This is a genomic window from Streptomyces sp. NPDC091280 (assembly GCF_044768565.1).
Lineage (GTDB): Bacteria > Actinomycetota > Actinomycetes > Streptomycetales > Streptomycetaceae > Streptomyces.
Map to the genome: position 1 here is coordinate 143437 of NZ_JBIVUZ010000015.1, position 14022 is coordinate 157458.

Sequence of the window (14022 nt, forward strand, 5' to 3'; positions counted from 1 at the left end):
CCGATGAGGCTGCACCGGCTCGACATCACCGCCTTCGGGCCCTTCGGCGGCTCGCAGAGCGTCGACTTCGACGAACTCTCCGCCGCCGGCCTCTTCCTCCTGCACGGCCCGACCGGCGCCGGCAAGACCTCCGTCCTGGACGCCGTCTGCTACGCGCTCTACGGCTCGGTGCCCGGCGTCCGCCAGAGCGGCCAGGGGCTCACCCTGCGCAGCGACCACGCGGCGCCCGCCACCCGCACCGAGGTCCGGCTCGAACTCACCGTCTCCGGACGCCGGTTGGAACTCACCCGGCAACCACCTTGGGAGCGCCCCAAGAAGAAGGGCCGTGGAACCACGGTCGACAAGGCACAGAGCTGGCTGCGCGAGTACGACACGACGGCCGCCGACTGGAAGGACCTCAGCCGCTCGCACCAGGAGATCGGCGAGGAGATCACCCAGCTGCTCGGGATGAGCCGGGAGCAGTTCTGCCAGGTCGTGCTGCTGCCCCAGGGGGAGTTCGCGCGTTTCCTGCGCTCCGACGCCGAGGCGCGCGGCAAGCTGCTCGGCCGGCTCTTCGACACCCACCGCTTCGCCGAGGTCGAGAAGCGGCTCGCCGAGCGGCGGCGCACCACCGAGGCCCAAGTCCGCCAGGGCGACGCCGAGTTGCTGGCCGACGCGCACCGCATGCAGCAGGCCGCCGGGCCCGCCATGGAACTGCCGGACCTCGCCCCCGGCGAACCCGGCCTCGCCGCCGAGGTGCTGGGCGCGGCGGCCATCGCCCGCAGTACCGCGCGCGAACAGCTCACCATCGCGCACAGCCGGCTCGACGCCGCCGAGTCCGCCCGGGTCGCGGCCGACCGCGCACTGGCCGACGTACGCGAACTGGCGCGCCTTCAGCAGCGGTTCGCGCAGGCCCGGGAGCGGGCCGCGCTGCTGGAGGAGCGTGCCGACGGCTACCGGCAGGCCCAGGCGCGGATGGAGCGGGCACGCAAGGCGGAGGCGGTGGCTCCAGCGCTGGAGCTGCGGGACGCCGCCGAGACCGAGCACCGGGAAGCCGCCCGAGCGGAGACCCGCGCACGGGAGCTGCTGCCGGAGACCTTCGCGGACGCCGGAGCGGCCGGGCTCACCGCCGCCGCCCGCCGGGCCGCCGAGGAGCTGGGCGGCCTGGAGTCGGCCCGCCGCGCCGACCGACGCCTGACCGAACTCGGTGTGGAACGCGCCGAGTTGGACCGGCAGGAACGCGCCGACGACGACGTGCGGCAGGAGGCCGAAGCCTGGCTCGCCGGGTGGGACACCCACCGCGCGGAACTGCGGACGCGGATCGAGTCCGCCCAGGAGGCCGCCGGCCGGGCCGAACAACTCGCCGTGCGCCGCGAACCCGCCGAGCGGCGCCTTCGGGCGGCCCGGCAACGGGACCAGTTCGCCGGTGACACGGAGGCCGCCCAGCGGCAGGTCCTCGCCCGCGCCGAACGCGCCGTCCAGGCCCGCGCCCACTGGCTCGACCTCAAGGAACAGCGGCTCAACGGCATCGCCGCCGAACTCGCCGCCCACCTCACCGACGGTGAACCCTGCGCGGTCTGCGGTGCCCGCGAACACCCCGCGCCCGCCCGCAAGTCGGCGGAACACGTCGGCCGCGCGGCCGAGGAACAGGCCCTCACCGCCCACCAGCACGCCGAGGAACAGCGCACCGAGGCCGAACGCCGCCTCGCCCTCGTCCGGGAAGCCCTCGCCGCCGCCACGGCCGAGGCGGGCGACACCCCGACCGACCGACTCGCCGGCGAAGTGGCCGAGTTGGAACGGCTCTACGAGCAGGAGCGCCGCGCCGCGTCCTGGCTGCACCCCGCGGCCGAGGAACTGCGGCAGGCCGAGCAGGAGCACGAACGGCGGACCGGCATCCAGCAGCAGGCCGCCCTCAGAGCCGCCTCCCGCACCACCCTGCGCGACACCCTGGAGCGTGAACGCGCCTCGCTGGAAGAGGAGTTGGCGCAGGCCCGGGGCGCCGCCGACAGCGTGGCGGCGCGCGTCGACCAACTGGAGCGACAGGCCGCGCTGCTCACCGACGCCGCCGACACCGCACGCGTCGCCGAGGACACCGCGCAACGCCTCAAGGACGCCGACGCGCGACTGGCCGACGCCGCCTTCCGCGCCGGCTTCGACACCCCGCAGGACGCAGCCGCCGCCCGCCTCGACGACCGTGCCCATCGCGAACTCCAACGGCGCCTGGACGCCTGGCAGTCGGAGGAGGCCGCCGTACGGGCCGTCCTCGCCGAGGCCGACACCGCGGCAGCCGCGCAGCAGCCGCCCGCCGATCCGGACGCGGCGGAGCGGGCCGCGCACGCGGCCGAGCGGCGGACCCGTGACGCGGCCTCCGCGCGCGACGCGGCGGACCGGCGCCGCGCCGAACTCGACCGGCTCTCCGCCCGGTCGGCGGCCGGGGCACGTCAACTGGCGCCGCTGCGCGAGGAGTACGACCGCGTGGCCCGCCTGGCCGCCCTCACCGCGGGCACCTCGGCGGACAACGAACGCAAGATGCGCCTGGAGTCGTACGTCCTCGCCGCCCGCCTGGAACAGGTGGCCGCCGCCGCGACCGTACGACTGCGGCGCATGTCGTCCGGCCGCTACACCCTCGTCCACTCCGACGACCGGGCCGGGCGCGGCCGGAGCGGGCTCGGGCTGCATGTGGTCGACGCGTGGACCGGGCGGGAGCGGGACACGGCGACGCTGTCCGGCGGCGAGACGTTCTTCGCCTCGCTCGCCCTCGCGCTCGGACTCGCCGACGTGGTCACCGACGAGGCGGGCGGGGTCCGGCTCGACACCCTCTTCATCGACGAGGGCTTCGGCAGCCTCGACGAGCAGACCCTCGACGAGGTCCTCGACGTGCTCGACTCGCTGCGCGAACGGGACCGCAGCGTCGGCATCGTCAGCCATGTCGCCGACCTGCGGCGCCGCATCCACGCGCAGCTTGAGGTCGTGAAGGGGCGGGCGGGCTCGGCGGTGCGGCAGCGCGGTCAGTGACCCAGCGGCCGGCGGGGGAGCGGTGAGGAGTAGACGACGCTGGTGGTGACCGAGCCCAGCGCGCCGATCCGCCCCGACACCTCCTCCAGATGGCGCATCGAACGGGCCGCGACCTTGATCATGAAGCAGTCGTCGCCCGTGATGTGATGCGCCTCCAGGATCTCCGGCGTCACCGCGACCAGGTCGTGGAACGGCTTGTAGTTGCCGGTCGGATAGCGCAGCCGCACGAACGCCAGGATCGGCAGGCCGAGCCGCTCCGGGTCCACGACCGCCGTGTACCCCTGGATCACCCCCGCCTCCTCCAGCCGCCGCACCCGCTCGGTCACCGCGCTCGCGGACATGGACACGGCCCGGGCCAGCTCGGCGAAACCGGCCCGGCCCTCCCGCTGGAGGACGTCGAGGATGCGCCAGTCGGTGGCGTCCGGGGAATACGCGGTCATGCAGCAGAAATAGCAGGGGAATCCCCGGCGGATCAAGCGGGACGCCGGGGATCGTCACTTCAGGGACCCGACCGGCGACCGTACATTTCTCGGCGTAAAGACATCACGGGCGCTCGGGCACCACGGACATCCGGGTCCCACGGACACCCCGAACACCTCGGTGAAAGGCCGGTCCATGAGCAGCACCACCCCGGCGGCAGCCGCCGCCCACTTCCGCGCGAGTCTCGCGTTCTCCACCGACGTCTCCGACGTCGCCGCCGCGCTCGCGTCCGGCGACCCCGCGTTCGTCGTCGTGGACTCGCGCTCCACCGCGTCCTGGGACCAGGGGCACATCCCCGGAGCGGTCCATCTCCCCACCGCGCTCATCCCCGAACAGGCCGGGCAACTCCTCGACAGGTCCGTGCCGGTGGTGACGTACTGCTGGGGCCCCGGGTGCAACGGCGCCACCCGCGCGGCCCTCGCCCTCGCCGAACTCGGCTACCAGGTAAGGGAGATGCTCGGCGGCTTCGAGTACTGGGCGCGCGAGGGCTTCGAGTTCGAGACCTGGCAGGGGAAGGAGCGCCGCCCCGCCGACCCGCTGACGGCGCCGGTGGACTCGGACGACTGCGGCTGCTGATGTCGGCGGCGCCCGCGAACGGGCCGGAGGCGCAGGCGAATTGGCGGCACACGCGGCCCGTCGAACCCTGAACATGTGGGCTCGCTGTGCGTTAGGTTCTGCCCATGGCGCGAGACGTGGAGGCGGGCACGGCGGTGCAGTGGGTGGAGTCGGGCGGCGGGCCGCTCATAGCGGTACCGGAGACGGTGCTGCCGTTCTGGACGGGCGCCGACGGCGACGAACTGGCCTCGGACTACGACCGGGCGTGCGAGGTCGGCGGGTACGCCGGCCTGCTGCCGGTGGGGGACAGCGCGGCCCTGGTCCTGGGCGACGAACCCGCCTCGACGTCCTTCCTGCCGGAGCACGGCACGTTCGTACGGTGGTGCGCCGCGGACTCCGAGGACGAGGTGCTGGCCAAAGTGCCCGCCGCGCTCGCCGCCGCGACCTGGGAGAACGAGGTGCGGTGGGACGTCCCGGGACCGCTGGTGCTGTTCGACTCGGCGTGGCCCGGCCGCGACTCCGAGGGCACCGAGCATCTGCGGGTCGACCTGGAACCGGGACGCTACGCGGTCCGCGCGGGCAGCGCCCAGCCGGGCCCGGAGACCTGGCTGGGCCTGGTGCAGCTACGACGGCTTCCCAACTGACCCGGGGCCGAAGGGACTTCGGCCCCGGGCGGGTGCGTCACAGCTGCGACAACTCGTCCACCAGGTCGTCGAGGCCCAGCGAACCCTGCGACAGCGCGGCCATGTGCCAGGCCTTCAGGTCGAAGTCGTCGCCGTGCCGCTGCCGTGCGTTCTCCCGGCCCGACAGCCAGGCGCGCTGGCCGAGTTTGTAGCCGATGGCCTGGCCCGGGATCGTGAGATAGCGGGTCAGCTCGCTCTCCACGAAGTCCGCCGGACGGCTGCTGTGCGCGCCGAAGAACTCCTGCGCCAGCTCCGGCGTCCACCGCTCGCCCGGACGGAAGGGCGAGTCCGCCGGGATCTCCAGCTCCAGGTGCATACCGATGTCGACGATGATCCGGGTGGCCCGCATCATCTGTCCGTCCAGATAGCCGAGCCGCTCCTCCGCGTCGCTCAAGTAGCCCAGCTCGTCCATCAGTTGCTCCGCGTACAGCGCCCAGCCCTCGGCGTTGGCGCTCACCATGCCCACGGACGCCTGGTAGCGCGACAGGTCCTCGGCGACATGCGCCCACTGGGCGAGCTGGAGGTGATGGCCGGGCACACCCTCGTGGTACCAGGTCGAGACGAGGTCGTAGACCGGGAACCGGGTCTGTCCCATCGTCGGCAGCCAAGTGCGGCCCGGCCGCGAGAAGTCCGGCGTGGGAGCCGTGTAGTACGGCGCGGCAGCACTGCCCGCGGGGGCGATCCGCGACTCCACCCGCCGTACCCGCTCGGCGAGTTCGAAGTGGGTGCCGTCCAGGTCGTCGATCGCCCGGTCCATCACGCCCTGGAGCCAGTCGCGGACCTCGTCGACGCCCTCGATGTGCCGGCCGTGCTCGTCGAGATGGGCGAGCGCCACCCACGGGGTCTCGGCCCCGGGCAGGATCTTCTCGGCCTCGCGCTTCATCTCCGCGAGCAGCCTGCGGTACTCGGACCAGCCGTACGCGTACGCCTCGTCGAGGTCCAGCTCCGTGCCGTTGTAGTAGCGGGCCCAGCGCGCGTACCGCTCACGGCCCACCGTGTTCGGCGCGCCCTCGATCGCCGGCGCGTACACGTCGCGCAGCCAGTCCCGCAGCTCGACCACCGCCGCGGTCGCCCCGCGGGCCGCCTCGTCCAGCTCGGCGCGCTGGGACTCGGGCCCGGCCGAGGCGAAGTCCTCGTACCAGCCGCGGCCCGCGCCGTCCGGGTCCGACCACTCGGTGAGCTGCTCGACGAAGGTGGCCGTGGGACGCGGGCCCGCGAACAGCTTGCGGTCCAGGCCGAGTTGGAGGGACTCGCGGTAGCCGGCCAGCGCGGCGGGCACCGCGCGCAGCCGCTCGGCGATCGCCGCCCAGTCCTCGTCGGTCTGCGCGGGCGTCACCGTGAACACATCACGCACCGCGTGCGCGGGGGTGTGCATGTTGCCCACCTCGCGCAGCCCTTCCTCGGTGTCGTGCACGCCGAGTGCGGCGGTCAGCCGCTCGCGCAGCAGACGCGCGCACCGGCGCTCGACACCACTGTCCGCGCCGGGCCGGCGCTCCGCCTCGTCGAGCTTCGCGAGGGTCGCCCGCTGAAGCTCCGCGAGGCGCTCCTGACCCGCCGGGGAGAGATCGGGCAGCCTGCCCGAACTCTCCTTGACGCCGAGATACGTACCGATGACCGGGTTGAGGGCGATGAGATCGTCGACGTAGGCGTCGGCGACCTGCCGGGGCAGCGGAGTGTTGGTCTGCGACATGGGGACCATCCTCGTACCTGGGACTTCGGCCCGTCACCCCGATTCAGCTACGGGCGTGGCAAGTGGCAGCAAGGGCCCGCAGTCCCACTGCTGGAAGATCAACCGGGTCTCCACGCGCGCCACTTCCCGCCGCGACGTGAACTCGTCGAGGACCAGCCGTTGCAGATCCGCCATGTCCGCGACGGCGACATGGACGAGATAGTCGTCCGGCCCGGTCAGATGGAACACCGTCCGCGACTCCGGCAACGCCCGCACCCGCTCCACGAACGGCCCCACCAACTCCCGCCGGTGCGGTCTGACCTGCACCGACAGCAGCGCCTCCAGACCACGCCCCAACTTCGCGGGATCCAGCCGCAGTTGATGCCCGAGGATGACACCGGCCCGGCGCAGGCGCGTGACCCGGTCCAGACATGTCGAGGGCGCGACCCCGACCTGCGCGGCGAGCTCGCGATACGTCGTCCGGGCGTCGTTCTGCAACAGCCGCAGCAGATGAAGGTCGACCGGATCGAGTACGACGGAGTCGGTCATCGGCCGAACGTAACACGGAGATCCGCCCCGTGAACCCGGTAGATGTTCACCCTTCTCCCCATGGACACCACGAGTCTCCCCACGGACACCACGAGCCCGGATCCCGCCCCGGCCCGGTGGGCGCCGGACACCGAAGCCGTGCACGCCGGCCGCGACGACCTCGCCCGCCAGGGCCTGCACGCCCCGCCCATCGACCTCTCGACCACCTACCCGTCGTACGACAGCCGAGGCGAGGCCGCCCGTATCGACGCCTTCGCCACCACCGGCGCCGAACCCGACGGCCCGCCCGTCTACGGCCGGCTCGGCAACCCGACCGTCGCCCGCTTCGAGACCGCCCTCGCCCGCCTCGAAGGCACCGACAGCGCGGTCGCCTTCGCCAGCGGCATGGCGGCCCTGACCGCCGTCCTCCTGGCGCGCGCCTCACTGGGGCTGCGGCACATCGTGGCCGTACGACCCCTCTACGGCTGTAGCGACCACCTCCTCACCGCCGGACTGCTCGGCTCCGAGGTCACCTGGACCGACCCGGCCGGCATCGCCGACGCGCTGCGCCCCGACACCGGACTGGTCGTCGTCGAGTCACCGGCCAACCCGACCCTCGCCGAACTCGACCTGCGCGCCGTCGCCCACTCCTGCGGCTCGGTGCCGCTCCTCGCGGACAACACCTTCGCCACCCCCGTCCTGCAACGCCCCGCCGAACACGGCGCGCGCCTCGTGCTGCACAGCGCCACCAAGTACCTCGGCGGGCACGGTGACGTGATGGCGGGCGTGGTGGCCTGCGACGAGGAGTTCGCCGGCCGGCTGCGTCAGATCCGCTTCGCGACCGGCGGCGTACTGCATCCGCTGGCCGGCTACCTGCTGCTGCGCGGCCTCGCGACCCTGCCGGTCCGGGTACGGGCCGCGTCCGCCACCGCCGCCGAACTCGCCCGTCGCCTCGCCGCCGACCCGCGCGTGAGCCGCGTCCACTACCCGCGCATCGGCGGCGCGATGATCGCGTTCGAGACCCGCGGCGACCCCCACGAGGTCATCGCCGCCGTCCGCCTCGTCACCCCGGCGGTGAGCCTCGGCAGCGTGGACAGCCTGATCCAGCATCCGGCGTCGATCAGCCACCGGGTGGTGGGCGAGGCGGACCGGCGGGGTGCGGGCGTCGGCGACCGGCTGCTGAGGCTGTCGGTGGGCCTGGAGGACGTGGACGACCTGTGGACGGATCTGGACCGGGCGCTGGAGTCCGGCCGTCGGGGCGCGGGGCGGTCTTCGTGCGCGGCCGGGCCGCGGGGCGCGACCGGCCACAACGATCCCGTCCACGCCCCTGTCCCTGTCCCTGCCCCTGCCCCCGCCCCCGCCTCCGCCTCGGCCTCCGCCGACTCGGCCGCCGTCGCTACGGCGCCTGGGCCCTCCCGAACTCCGTGACGTCCACAGAGGTCGCCGCCGTGTCCAGCCGGGCCGTGACCACCAACGTCCCCTCCTCGATCTGATAGTCGAGCGGCAGCTCAAGCCCCCGCATCGCCGCCACCATCCCCGTGTTGGACGCCTGCGTCACGGCGTACACGCTCTCGCAGCCCGCCTCGACGGCCATCGCCACCAGCCGCCCCAGCAACTCGCTGCCGATGCCCCGCCGTTGCCAGTCGTCCTCGACGAGCAGCGCGACCTCCGTCTCGTCCCCGTCCCACAGCAGATGCCCGAGTCCGACGATCCGCCCCGAGGCGGTCTGCACCGCGAGGGTCCGCCCGAAGCGCGGGGAGAGCAGGTGGTTGAGATAGCGGTCGGCGTCACCGACCGGCCCGTGGTACCGCATCCCGAGCGTCCGCGCCGAGCAGCGCTCGTGCATCTCCCGCGCCGCCTCCAGATCGCCGGTGTCCGCGCGCCGTACGGTGATCGCGTTGCCCTCGGGCAGCGTCAGCACGTCCTGGCTGCGCGGGATCCGCGGACCGAGCCGGGCGTCCAGCTCCACCAGGGCCCGCGCCCGGGCGAACTCGGTGGGCGTGAACGGCAGATACGGCCGCTCCACCGTGATCACTCCCCCCTCCGGCGCCCGCAGCCGCAGCACCGTGTCCTCCAACGACCCCTCCGCCGGCACCGACTCCGACTCGCGTCCCTTGCCCGGAGCGGTCGCGGGCAGCGAACGGATGGTGCAGCGGCCCAGCAACTGCCGCAGCGCCAGCGGCAGTTCCGCCGCGTCCAGGGCCGTACGGGTGGCCAGGCCCAGGACCCGGGTCGGCGCGTCCACCAGATCGTGGGCGTCGGCCCGCTCGATCCAGGTGCTCGAACCGCCGGCCGCGGCCACCACCCGGGTGATCTCGGAGGCCGCGACCTCACCGGGCGCCCGCAGCAGGAACTCGTCCACCGTGCCCTCGGCCAGCGGATGCGTCTGGAGGCTCAGGATGTCGACCTGCCGACCGGCCAGCGCCGTGCACAGCGCGGCCAGCGATCCGGGCGCGTCCCGCACCGTGGTCCGCATCCGCCACAACGCGGCCGGCTCGGCCACGTCGTCGGGTGCCACGGACGACGGCTGCTGCTCCGGCCCGGACCCGCTCGGGGACTCCGGTCCGCGAGGCCCGGCCTGCCGCACCCGCGCGGCCGACCGGGCGCCGGTATCGCCCGTGGAACCGGTATCGCCCGTAGGGGGCGCGTGACCGTGGCGGCGTGACCACCATGTGTGGAACCCCGCCGTGGCGAGCAGCGCGAACGCGGAGATCGCCAGCAGCGCCGGGCCCCCGGGCCCGTGCCCCACCAGGTTCGCCACGATGTCGGCTACCGCGACCGCCGTGAACAGCGCGGCCAGTTCGACCAGGTCGCGCCGCCAGTGGTGCACCGGACGCCCGTGCCGTGTGCGCGTCACATCAGACATGTCTCTACTCATGCAACAACTGTGAAGGAAGGGTGTTGCGTGATCACGAACGCTCTGTGACCGACCGGTAAAAGCGTGGTTCTGTACCTTTTGCTGTTCTTTTTACGAGTGCGCCGACCCGAAGGTCAGCCCCGCTCTCCTACGTCATGCGGCCACCTCCGCCACCAGCGCGCTGCGCAGCCGACGTGCCTGGGTGACCAGTCGGGACGAGCCGGTCCGGTCCGCCGTCTGCGCCAGTTGCGGCAGTTCGCCGCGCGCCCCGGACCGCTCAGCGCACTCGGCGGCCACGGCCAGCAGGTCCCCGAGCCCCCGCGCCAGCGCGGGCCTGGTCTCGCCGTCGAGGTCGGCGAGCAACTCGGTCAGGACGGGCCGGGAAATCCCCCATATGCTCGTGTTCGCCCCGGTGGCCGCCGCCGTCCGCAGTGACTCGGCGAGCCGCGACGGCTTCACCGCACCGCTCCGCACCAACTGCCCGAGGTCCGCGCCCAGCCGGGCCCCGTCCAGCTGTCCCCGCGCCGCGAGCACCAGCAGGGCGTCCACCGCGGCGAGCCGGTCCTCGGCGTGTCGGGCGCCGAGCCCGTACGCCACGCACAGGTGCGTCGCCTCACCGGCGGCGCCGTCGGACTCGGCCAGCGCCGGGAGGACGGTGGCCGCGCCCCGGATGTCGTCCACGGCCGCGCCGGACACCTCCCGCAGCAGCCGCACCGCCACCAGCTCGCGCAGCTCGGGCAGTATCGCGAGCCAGTGCTGCTGCATGCCCCGGTTCCAGTGATAGCAGTACCAGCGCTCGCCGTAGACCGTCGTCGGCTGTCCCAGCTCCCGGAACCCGGCCGGGAAGTCGGCCTGGAGCGAGACGAGTTCACCGAATTCGAGCTGGACACAGACCCCGGAGGAGCGTCGCCGACTCGTGGGCAGCACGGGTTCCCCGGACGACAGCCAGCGGGCGAGCCGGAGGCCCTCCGCCGTACCGAGCGCCGCCGCGCGCCCGGCCGCCGCGGCTGCCGCCGCCGGGTCCGTACGGCGCACCCGCAGCAGCGCCTGCGCGAAGTCCGCCGCCGAGACCCGCGCGCCCAGCCGCCGGTAGGTGTCGAGCCGGTCCACCAGCTCGTCCGGCTCCAGCAGGCCTGTGCTCCAGCTGGGAGTCGACAGCAGGAACGGCAGCGGCTCCACGCGGATGCGGTACGCCACCTCCCAGACGCGCGAGCCGAAGGCGTCGGACAGCGGGCTGTGTCCGCACGACCGGGACCGGGAGCGGCCGTGCTGGACGGCATCGTGGAGCGTGGTGGTGCGCACCTTGCCCCGGAGGGTGGCCAGCAGGAGGTCGAGGCTGTCCGCCACGCTGTTGAATCCGTGGTGATTCCTGCCGAAGCGGTTGTCCACACGGACGTCGTCCGGATCGGAACCGCCCCACCACAGGCGCGCGCACACCGGCCCCAACGCCTCCACCAGCGCGTCCCGGTCCTCGTAGGCATGGCGGACCAGTCCGTCCAACGCCCGCTCGAACGCCGACACATCACCGTCGGACGCCAGCAACGCCCCCACTTCCTCGGCGAGTTCGACCGCCGACTCGGGAACCGGCGCCAGGCGCACCGGCACCGGGGGCGGCGGAAGCACCTCCTCGTGGACCGCCGCCGCGGTGACCGGCGCCGCCCCCAGCGTCCCGACCGCACGGGCGCGCAGCGCGGGGGTCAACTGCTCGGCCGCCGAGGCGAGTTCGGCCCGCAGCTCGGGGGAGTCGACCTTCTTCACGTGCCGCTCGACCAGTTTCAGCGCCCGCTCCTGCACCTCGGAGTCCTGGTGCCCGAAGGTGAACGCGAGGGCGGGCAGCACCTCGACCGCGGCCGACGCGTCCCGTGCCAGCACCTTCCCCAGCAGCACGAGCTGCGCCCGGACGAGCTTCTTCTCGGACCTGAACAGCACCGCGTCGGACATCTCCGCCAGCCGGCGTGGCGGCAACTCCCCGTCCAGTGCCAGGGATCCGAGCACCGCCTGGGCGTGCGCGGCCACGGTGGGCGCCGCGTCCGAGGCCAGCGCCAGCCAGTCGGCGATGCGCGCCCGCTCCTCCTCGCGGGTGAGGGCGAGCGCCTTCAACACCCGTAGGAACGCCCGGTGATCGACGGTCGAACCGCCGCGCAGCAGCCGGGCCACACAGGCGTCCACCGTCCGCTTCCGGTCCAGGGCGCCTTCGACGGTGAGCCGGGCGATCGCCTCACCCCAGCTCTCGACGTCCCGCGCCGAGGACCACTCTATGGGGCCGGCGATGTCGTTCGTCTCGAAGAGCGCGGCGATCAGCTCCGCGAGGTAGGGATCCCTGCGCAGCCGGTCGAACAGGGTGTCCCCGCGCTGCCACAGCTGACCGGTGTGCATCACCCAGGCCTGCACATAGGCCTCCGTCGTCGGCACCGGACAACCGGAGAGCCGCACCAGACCGGCCATCAGCTCGTACGACACATCGGCGGAGGCCGGACGCCCGGCGAGGCGGTGCGTCAGATCACCCAGCCAGGAGGGATCGCGGTCGCCCAGGACGTGGATCAGCAGCGCCGACGACGACCGCGACCAGCGCATGTCACCGGCCGCGATCCAGCTCGCGGCGGCAGCCGCCCCCGTCTCGCAGGCGGCGCCGACCGCGTGCAGCGTCGGATGGGCGAGGCGCGCCGGATGCCCCCACGGCGCGGTGCGCAGCTCCTTGCGGAGATCCTTCAACTCCGGCCGGAATGACCGGCGTTCGGCATCCGTCAGCCCGTCGAGCAGCCCCACCGCCTCGGCGGTCCGTCCGGCCCGCACCGCATCCATCAGCTCACTCATCGCACGCCCCCGTCGATCCGAACCATGTCCCGCTCCGCCGCGGCGCCCCGCCGCACCATCCGTACCGCCAGCGCGTGCTTGCACGGCCCGCGCCCGCCCCGGTACTTCGCCCACCACACACAGCTGCAACTCAGTACCCCCGCCTCGTCCCGCACCCGGTGCACATGGCCGTCCTCGGCCGTCACCGCGCCGATCGCGCCCTCCAGGCGCACCGCGCCCGCCGCCACCAGCGCGCGGGCCGACCGCAGCCGGGGGTTGTGCCGCTCCACGCGCCCTGCGTCGTACGGCAGTTCACGGTGGAAGTAGGCCGCCTCCGCCGTGTCGTACCCGACCCGCCCCGAAGTGCCCAGCCGGATCAGCGCGGCGCGGACCCGCTCGGCGGTCAGCCCCGAGGCGGCAGCCAGGTCGGCGACGTCGATCCGGGGCTCCCACGCCAGCAGCACGGCGATCAACTCGGCGTCCGCGCCCGCCTCGTCGGCCGTGAGCGCGTCCAGCACCCCGCCCTCGCCGGAGAAGCCGCGCGACGCGTCCGGCGACAGCGTGAGCGTCAGCCGCATCCCGGGCAGGACGGCCTCCCACGCGCCGGCCGTGGCGGTGGTGCCGATGACGGAGGGGCCGTAGATCCGCAGGGCCGTCGCGTGGCGCAGAACCCGCTGGAGGGCTATCAGCCGCTCAGGACCCGGCAGGCATACGGCGCCCGGTACGGGGCGGGTGGTGGGGCGCAGGCCGCGGCCCGCCGGTACGACCCAGCGGGGGCCGCTCGCGGCGCCGCGCGCACCGGCCTTGGGGAGCGAGCGCAGGAAGCGCACCGCCTCCGGCGCGGGCAGTTCGGCGCGCAGGTCGAAGCCGGCCGCGATCACCTGGGCCTCCGCGAAGCCGCGCAGCCAGCGGTCCGGGAGCGGCACCTTCTTCTCCAGCACCGGGCCGTCCAGCGTGGTCACGGCCAACTCCTCGGGGCCGACCCGCAGATGGAGCGGGTCGTCCGAGCCGATCCGGGACAGCGCCTCGCGCAGGGGGTTGTTGACGTCGACGTTCGTCGTGCCGTGGGCCACCTCGCCGCCGTCGAGTCCGGGGCCGAGGACGTCCAGTCGCGCGTACACCCCGCCGCAGCCGGAGAAGGACTCGAAGCGCAGCCGGTCACCGCCCGCCGTCACCACCGGGTCGAGGGAGGCCGCCAGTTGACGCTGGTAGTACCGCGCGCCCGCCACGTCGGCCACCGCAAGCAGCGCCGCCGCGGCCACCTGAGGCGAGGTCAGGAAGCCCGCGAAGAAGCGCGGATGGTCGGTGGCGCCCGAAGGCGTCGCGCCGTGTGAGGTCTCCAGCCCGAGGCGCCGTCCACCCTCCGACGACTCCAGCGCGGAGGGTCGGCGATAGGTCACGGCCTGCAAGGATCGCGTCATGGAAAAACCGTAGAGGCCGCCACTGACAATGGGTCTGACCTG

At 73.7% G+C, this 14022-nt stretch carries 10 protein-coding genes; 4 read left to right on the plus strand and 6 right to left on the minus strand.

All coding sequences use genetic code 11. From position 1 onward, the window contains the following. The first annotated feature begins 3 nt into the window (after positions 1-3). The gene (locus tag ACIQPR_RS38550) at positions 4-2994 is read left to right on the plus strand and encodes an AAA family ATPase (protein ID WP_403658517.1); all 2991 of its coding nucleotides are present in this window, start codon (positions 4-6) and stop codon (positions 2992-2994) included. Here the strand turns inward: ACIQPR_RS38550 and ACIQPR_RS38555 are convergent. Then, the gene (locus ACIQPR_RS38555; protein ID WP_403658520.1) at positions 2988-3434 is read right to left on the minus strand and encodes an Lrp/AsnC family transcriptional regulator; all 447 of its coding nucleotides are present in this window, start codon (positions 3432-3434) and stop codon (positions 2988-2990) included. The genes ACIQPR_RS38550 and ACIQPR_RS38555 overlap by 7 nt on opposite strands. A gap of 175 nt (positions 3435-3609) precedes the next feature. Here ACIQPR_RS38555 and ACIQPR_RS38560 point away from each other — a divergent pair, with 175 nt between their 5' ends. Together ACIQPR_RS38560 and ACIQPR_RS38565 are read left to right on the plus strand one after the other, a co-directional pair. After that, positions 3610-4050 (plus strand): rhodanese-like domain-containing protein, encoded by a 441-nt coding sequence (locus tag ACIQPR_RS38560; RefSeq protein WP_403658523.1) that lies wholly within the window; start codon positions 3610-3612, stop codon positions 4048-4050. 104 nt (positions 4051-4154) lie between these two features. Next, positions 4155-4673: an immunity 21 family protein gene (locus tag ACIQPR_RS38565; RefSeq protein WP_403658526.1), complete on the plus strand. Its 519-nt coding sequence runs from the start codon at positions 4155-4157 to the stop codon at positions 4671-4673. Positions 4674-4710: 37 nt separating this feature from the next. On the opposite strand, the gene ACIQPR_RS38570 is transcribed toward ACIQPR_RS38565, so the two are convergent. Together ACIQPR_RS38570 and ACIQPR_RS38575 are read right to left on the minus strand one after the other, a co-directional pair. Then, positions 4711-6402, minus strand: coding sequence for a DUF885 domain-containing protein (locus ACIQPR_RS38570; protein WP_403658529.1), 1692 nt, complete (start codon positions 6400-6402; stop codon positions 4711-4713). Between the two features lie 33 nt (positions 6403-6435). After that, positions 6436-6930, minus strand: a complete 495-nt coding sequence (locus ACIQPR_RS38575; protein WP_403658532.1) for an Lrp/AsnC family transcriptional regulator — start codon at positions 6928-6930, stop codon at positions 6436-6438. 60 nt (positions 6931-6990) lie between these two features. On the opposite strand from ACIQPR_RS38575, the gene ACIQPR_RS38580 reads away from it, so the two are divergent. Beyond that, a complete protein-coding gene (locus ACIQPR_RS38580) occupies positions 6991-8337 on the plus strand; it encodes a trans-sulfuration enzyme family protein (protein ID WP_403658535.1) in 1347 nt (448 codons plus the stop codon). Here ACIQPR_RS38580 and ACIQPR_RS38585 read toward each other — a convergent pair. The 3 genes from ACIQPR_RS38585 to ACIQPR_RS38595 form a co-directional block, all read right to left on the minus strand. After that, on the minus strand, positions 8306-9775 hold the full coding sequence (locus ACIQPR_RS38585; RefSeq protein ID WP_403658538.1) for a GNAT family N-acetyltransferase: 1470 nt from the start codon (positions 9773-9775) through the stop codon (positions 8306-8308). The two genes, ACIQPR_RS38580 and ACIQPR_RS38585, sit on opposite strands and share 32 nt — an antisense overlap. A gap of 144 nt (positions 9776-9919) precedes the next feature. After that, a complete protein-coding gene (locus tag ACIQPR_RS38590) occupies positions 9920-12580 on the minus strand; it encodes a DUF6493 family protein (protein WP_403658541.1) in 2661 nt (886 codons plus the stop codon). Beyond that, complete coding sequence (locus tag ACIQPR_RS38595) at positions 12577-13980, minus strand: SWIM zinc finger family protein (protein ID WP_403658544.1); 1404 nt, start codon at positions 13978-13980, stop codon at positions 12577-12579. Before ACIQPR_RS38595 ends, ACIQPR_RS38590 begins: the two co-directional genes overlap by 4 nt. Positions 13981-14022: the final 42 nt, after the last annotated feature.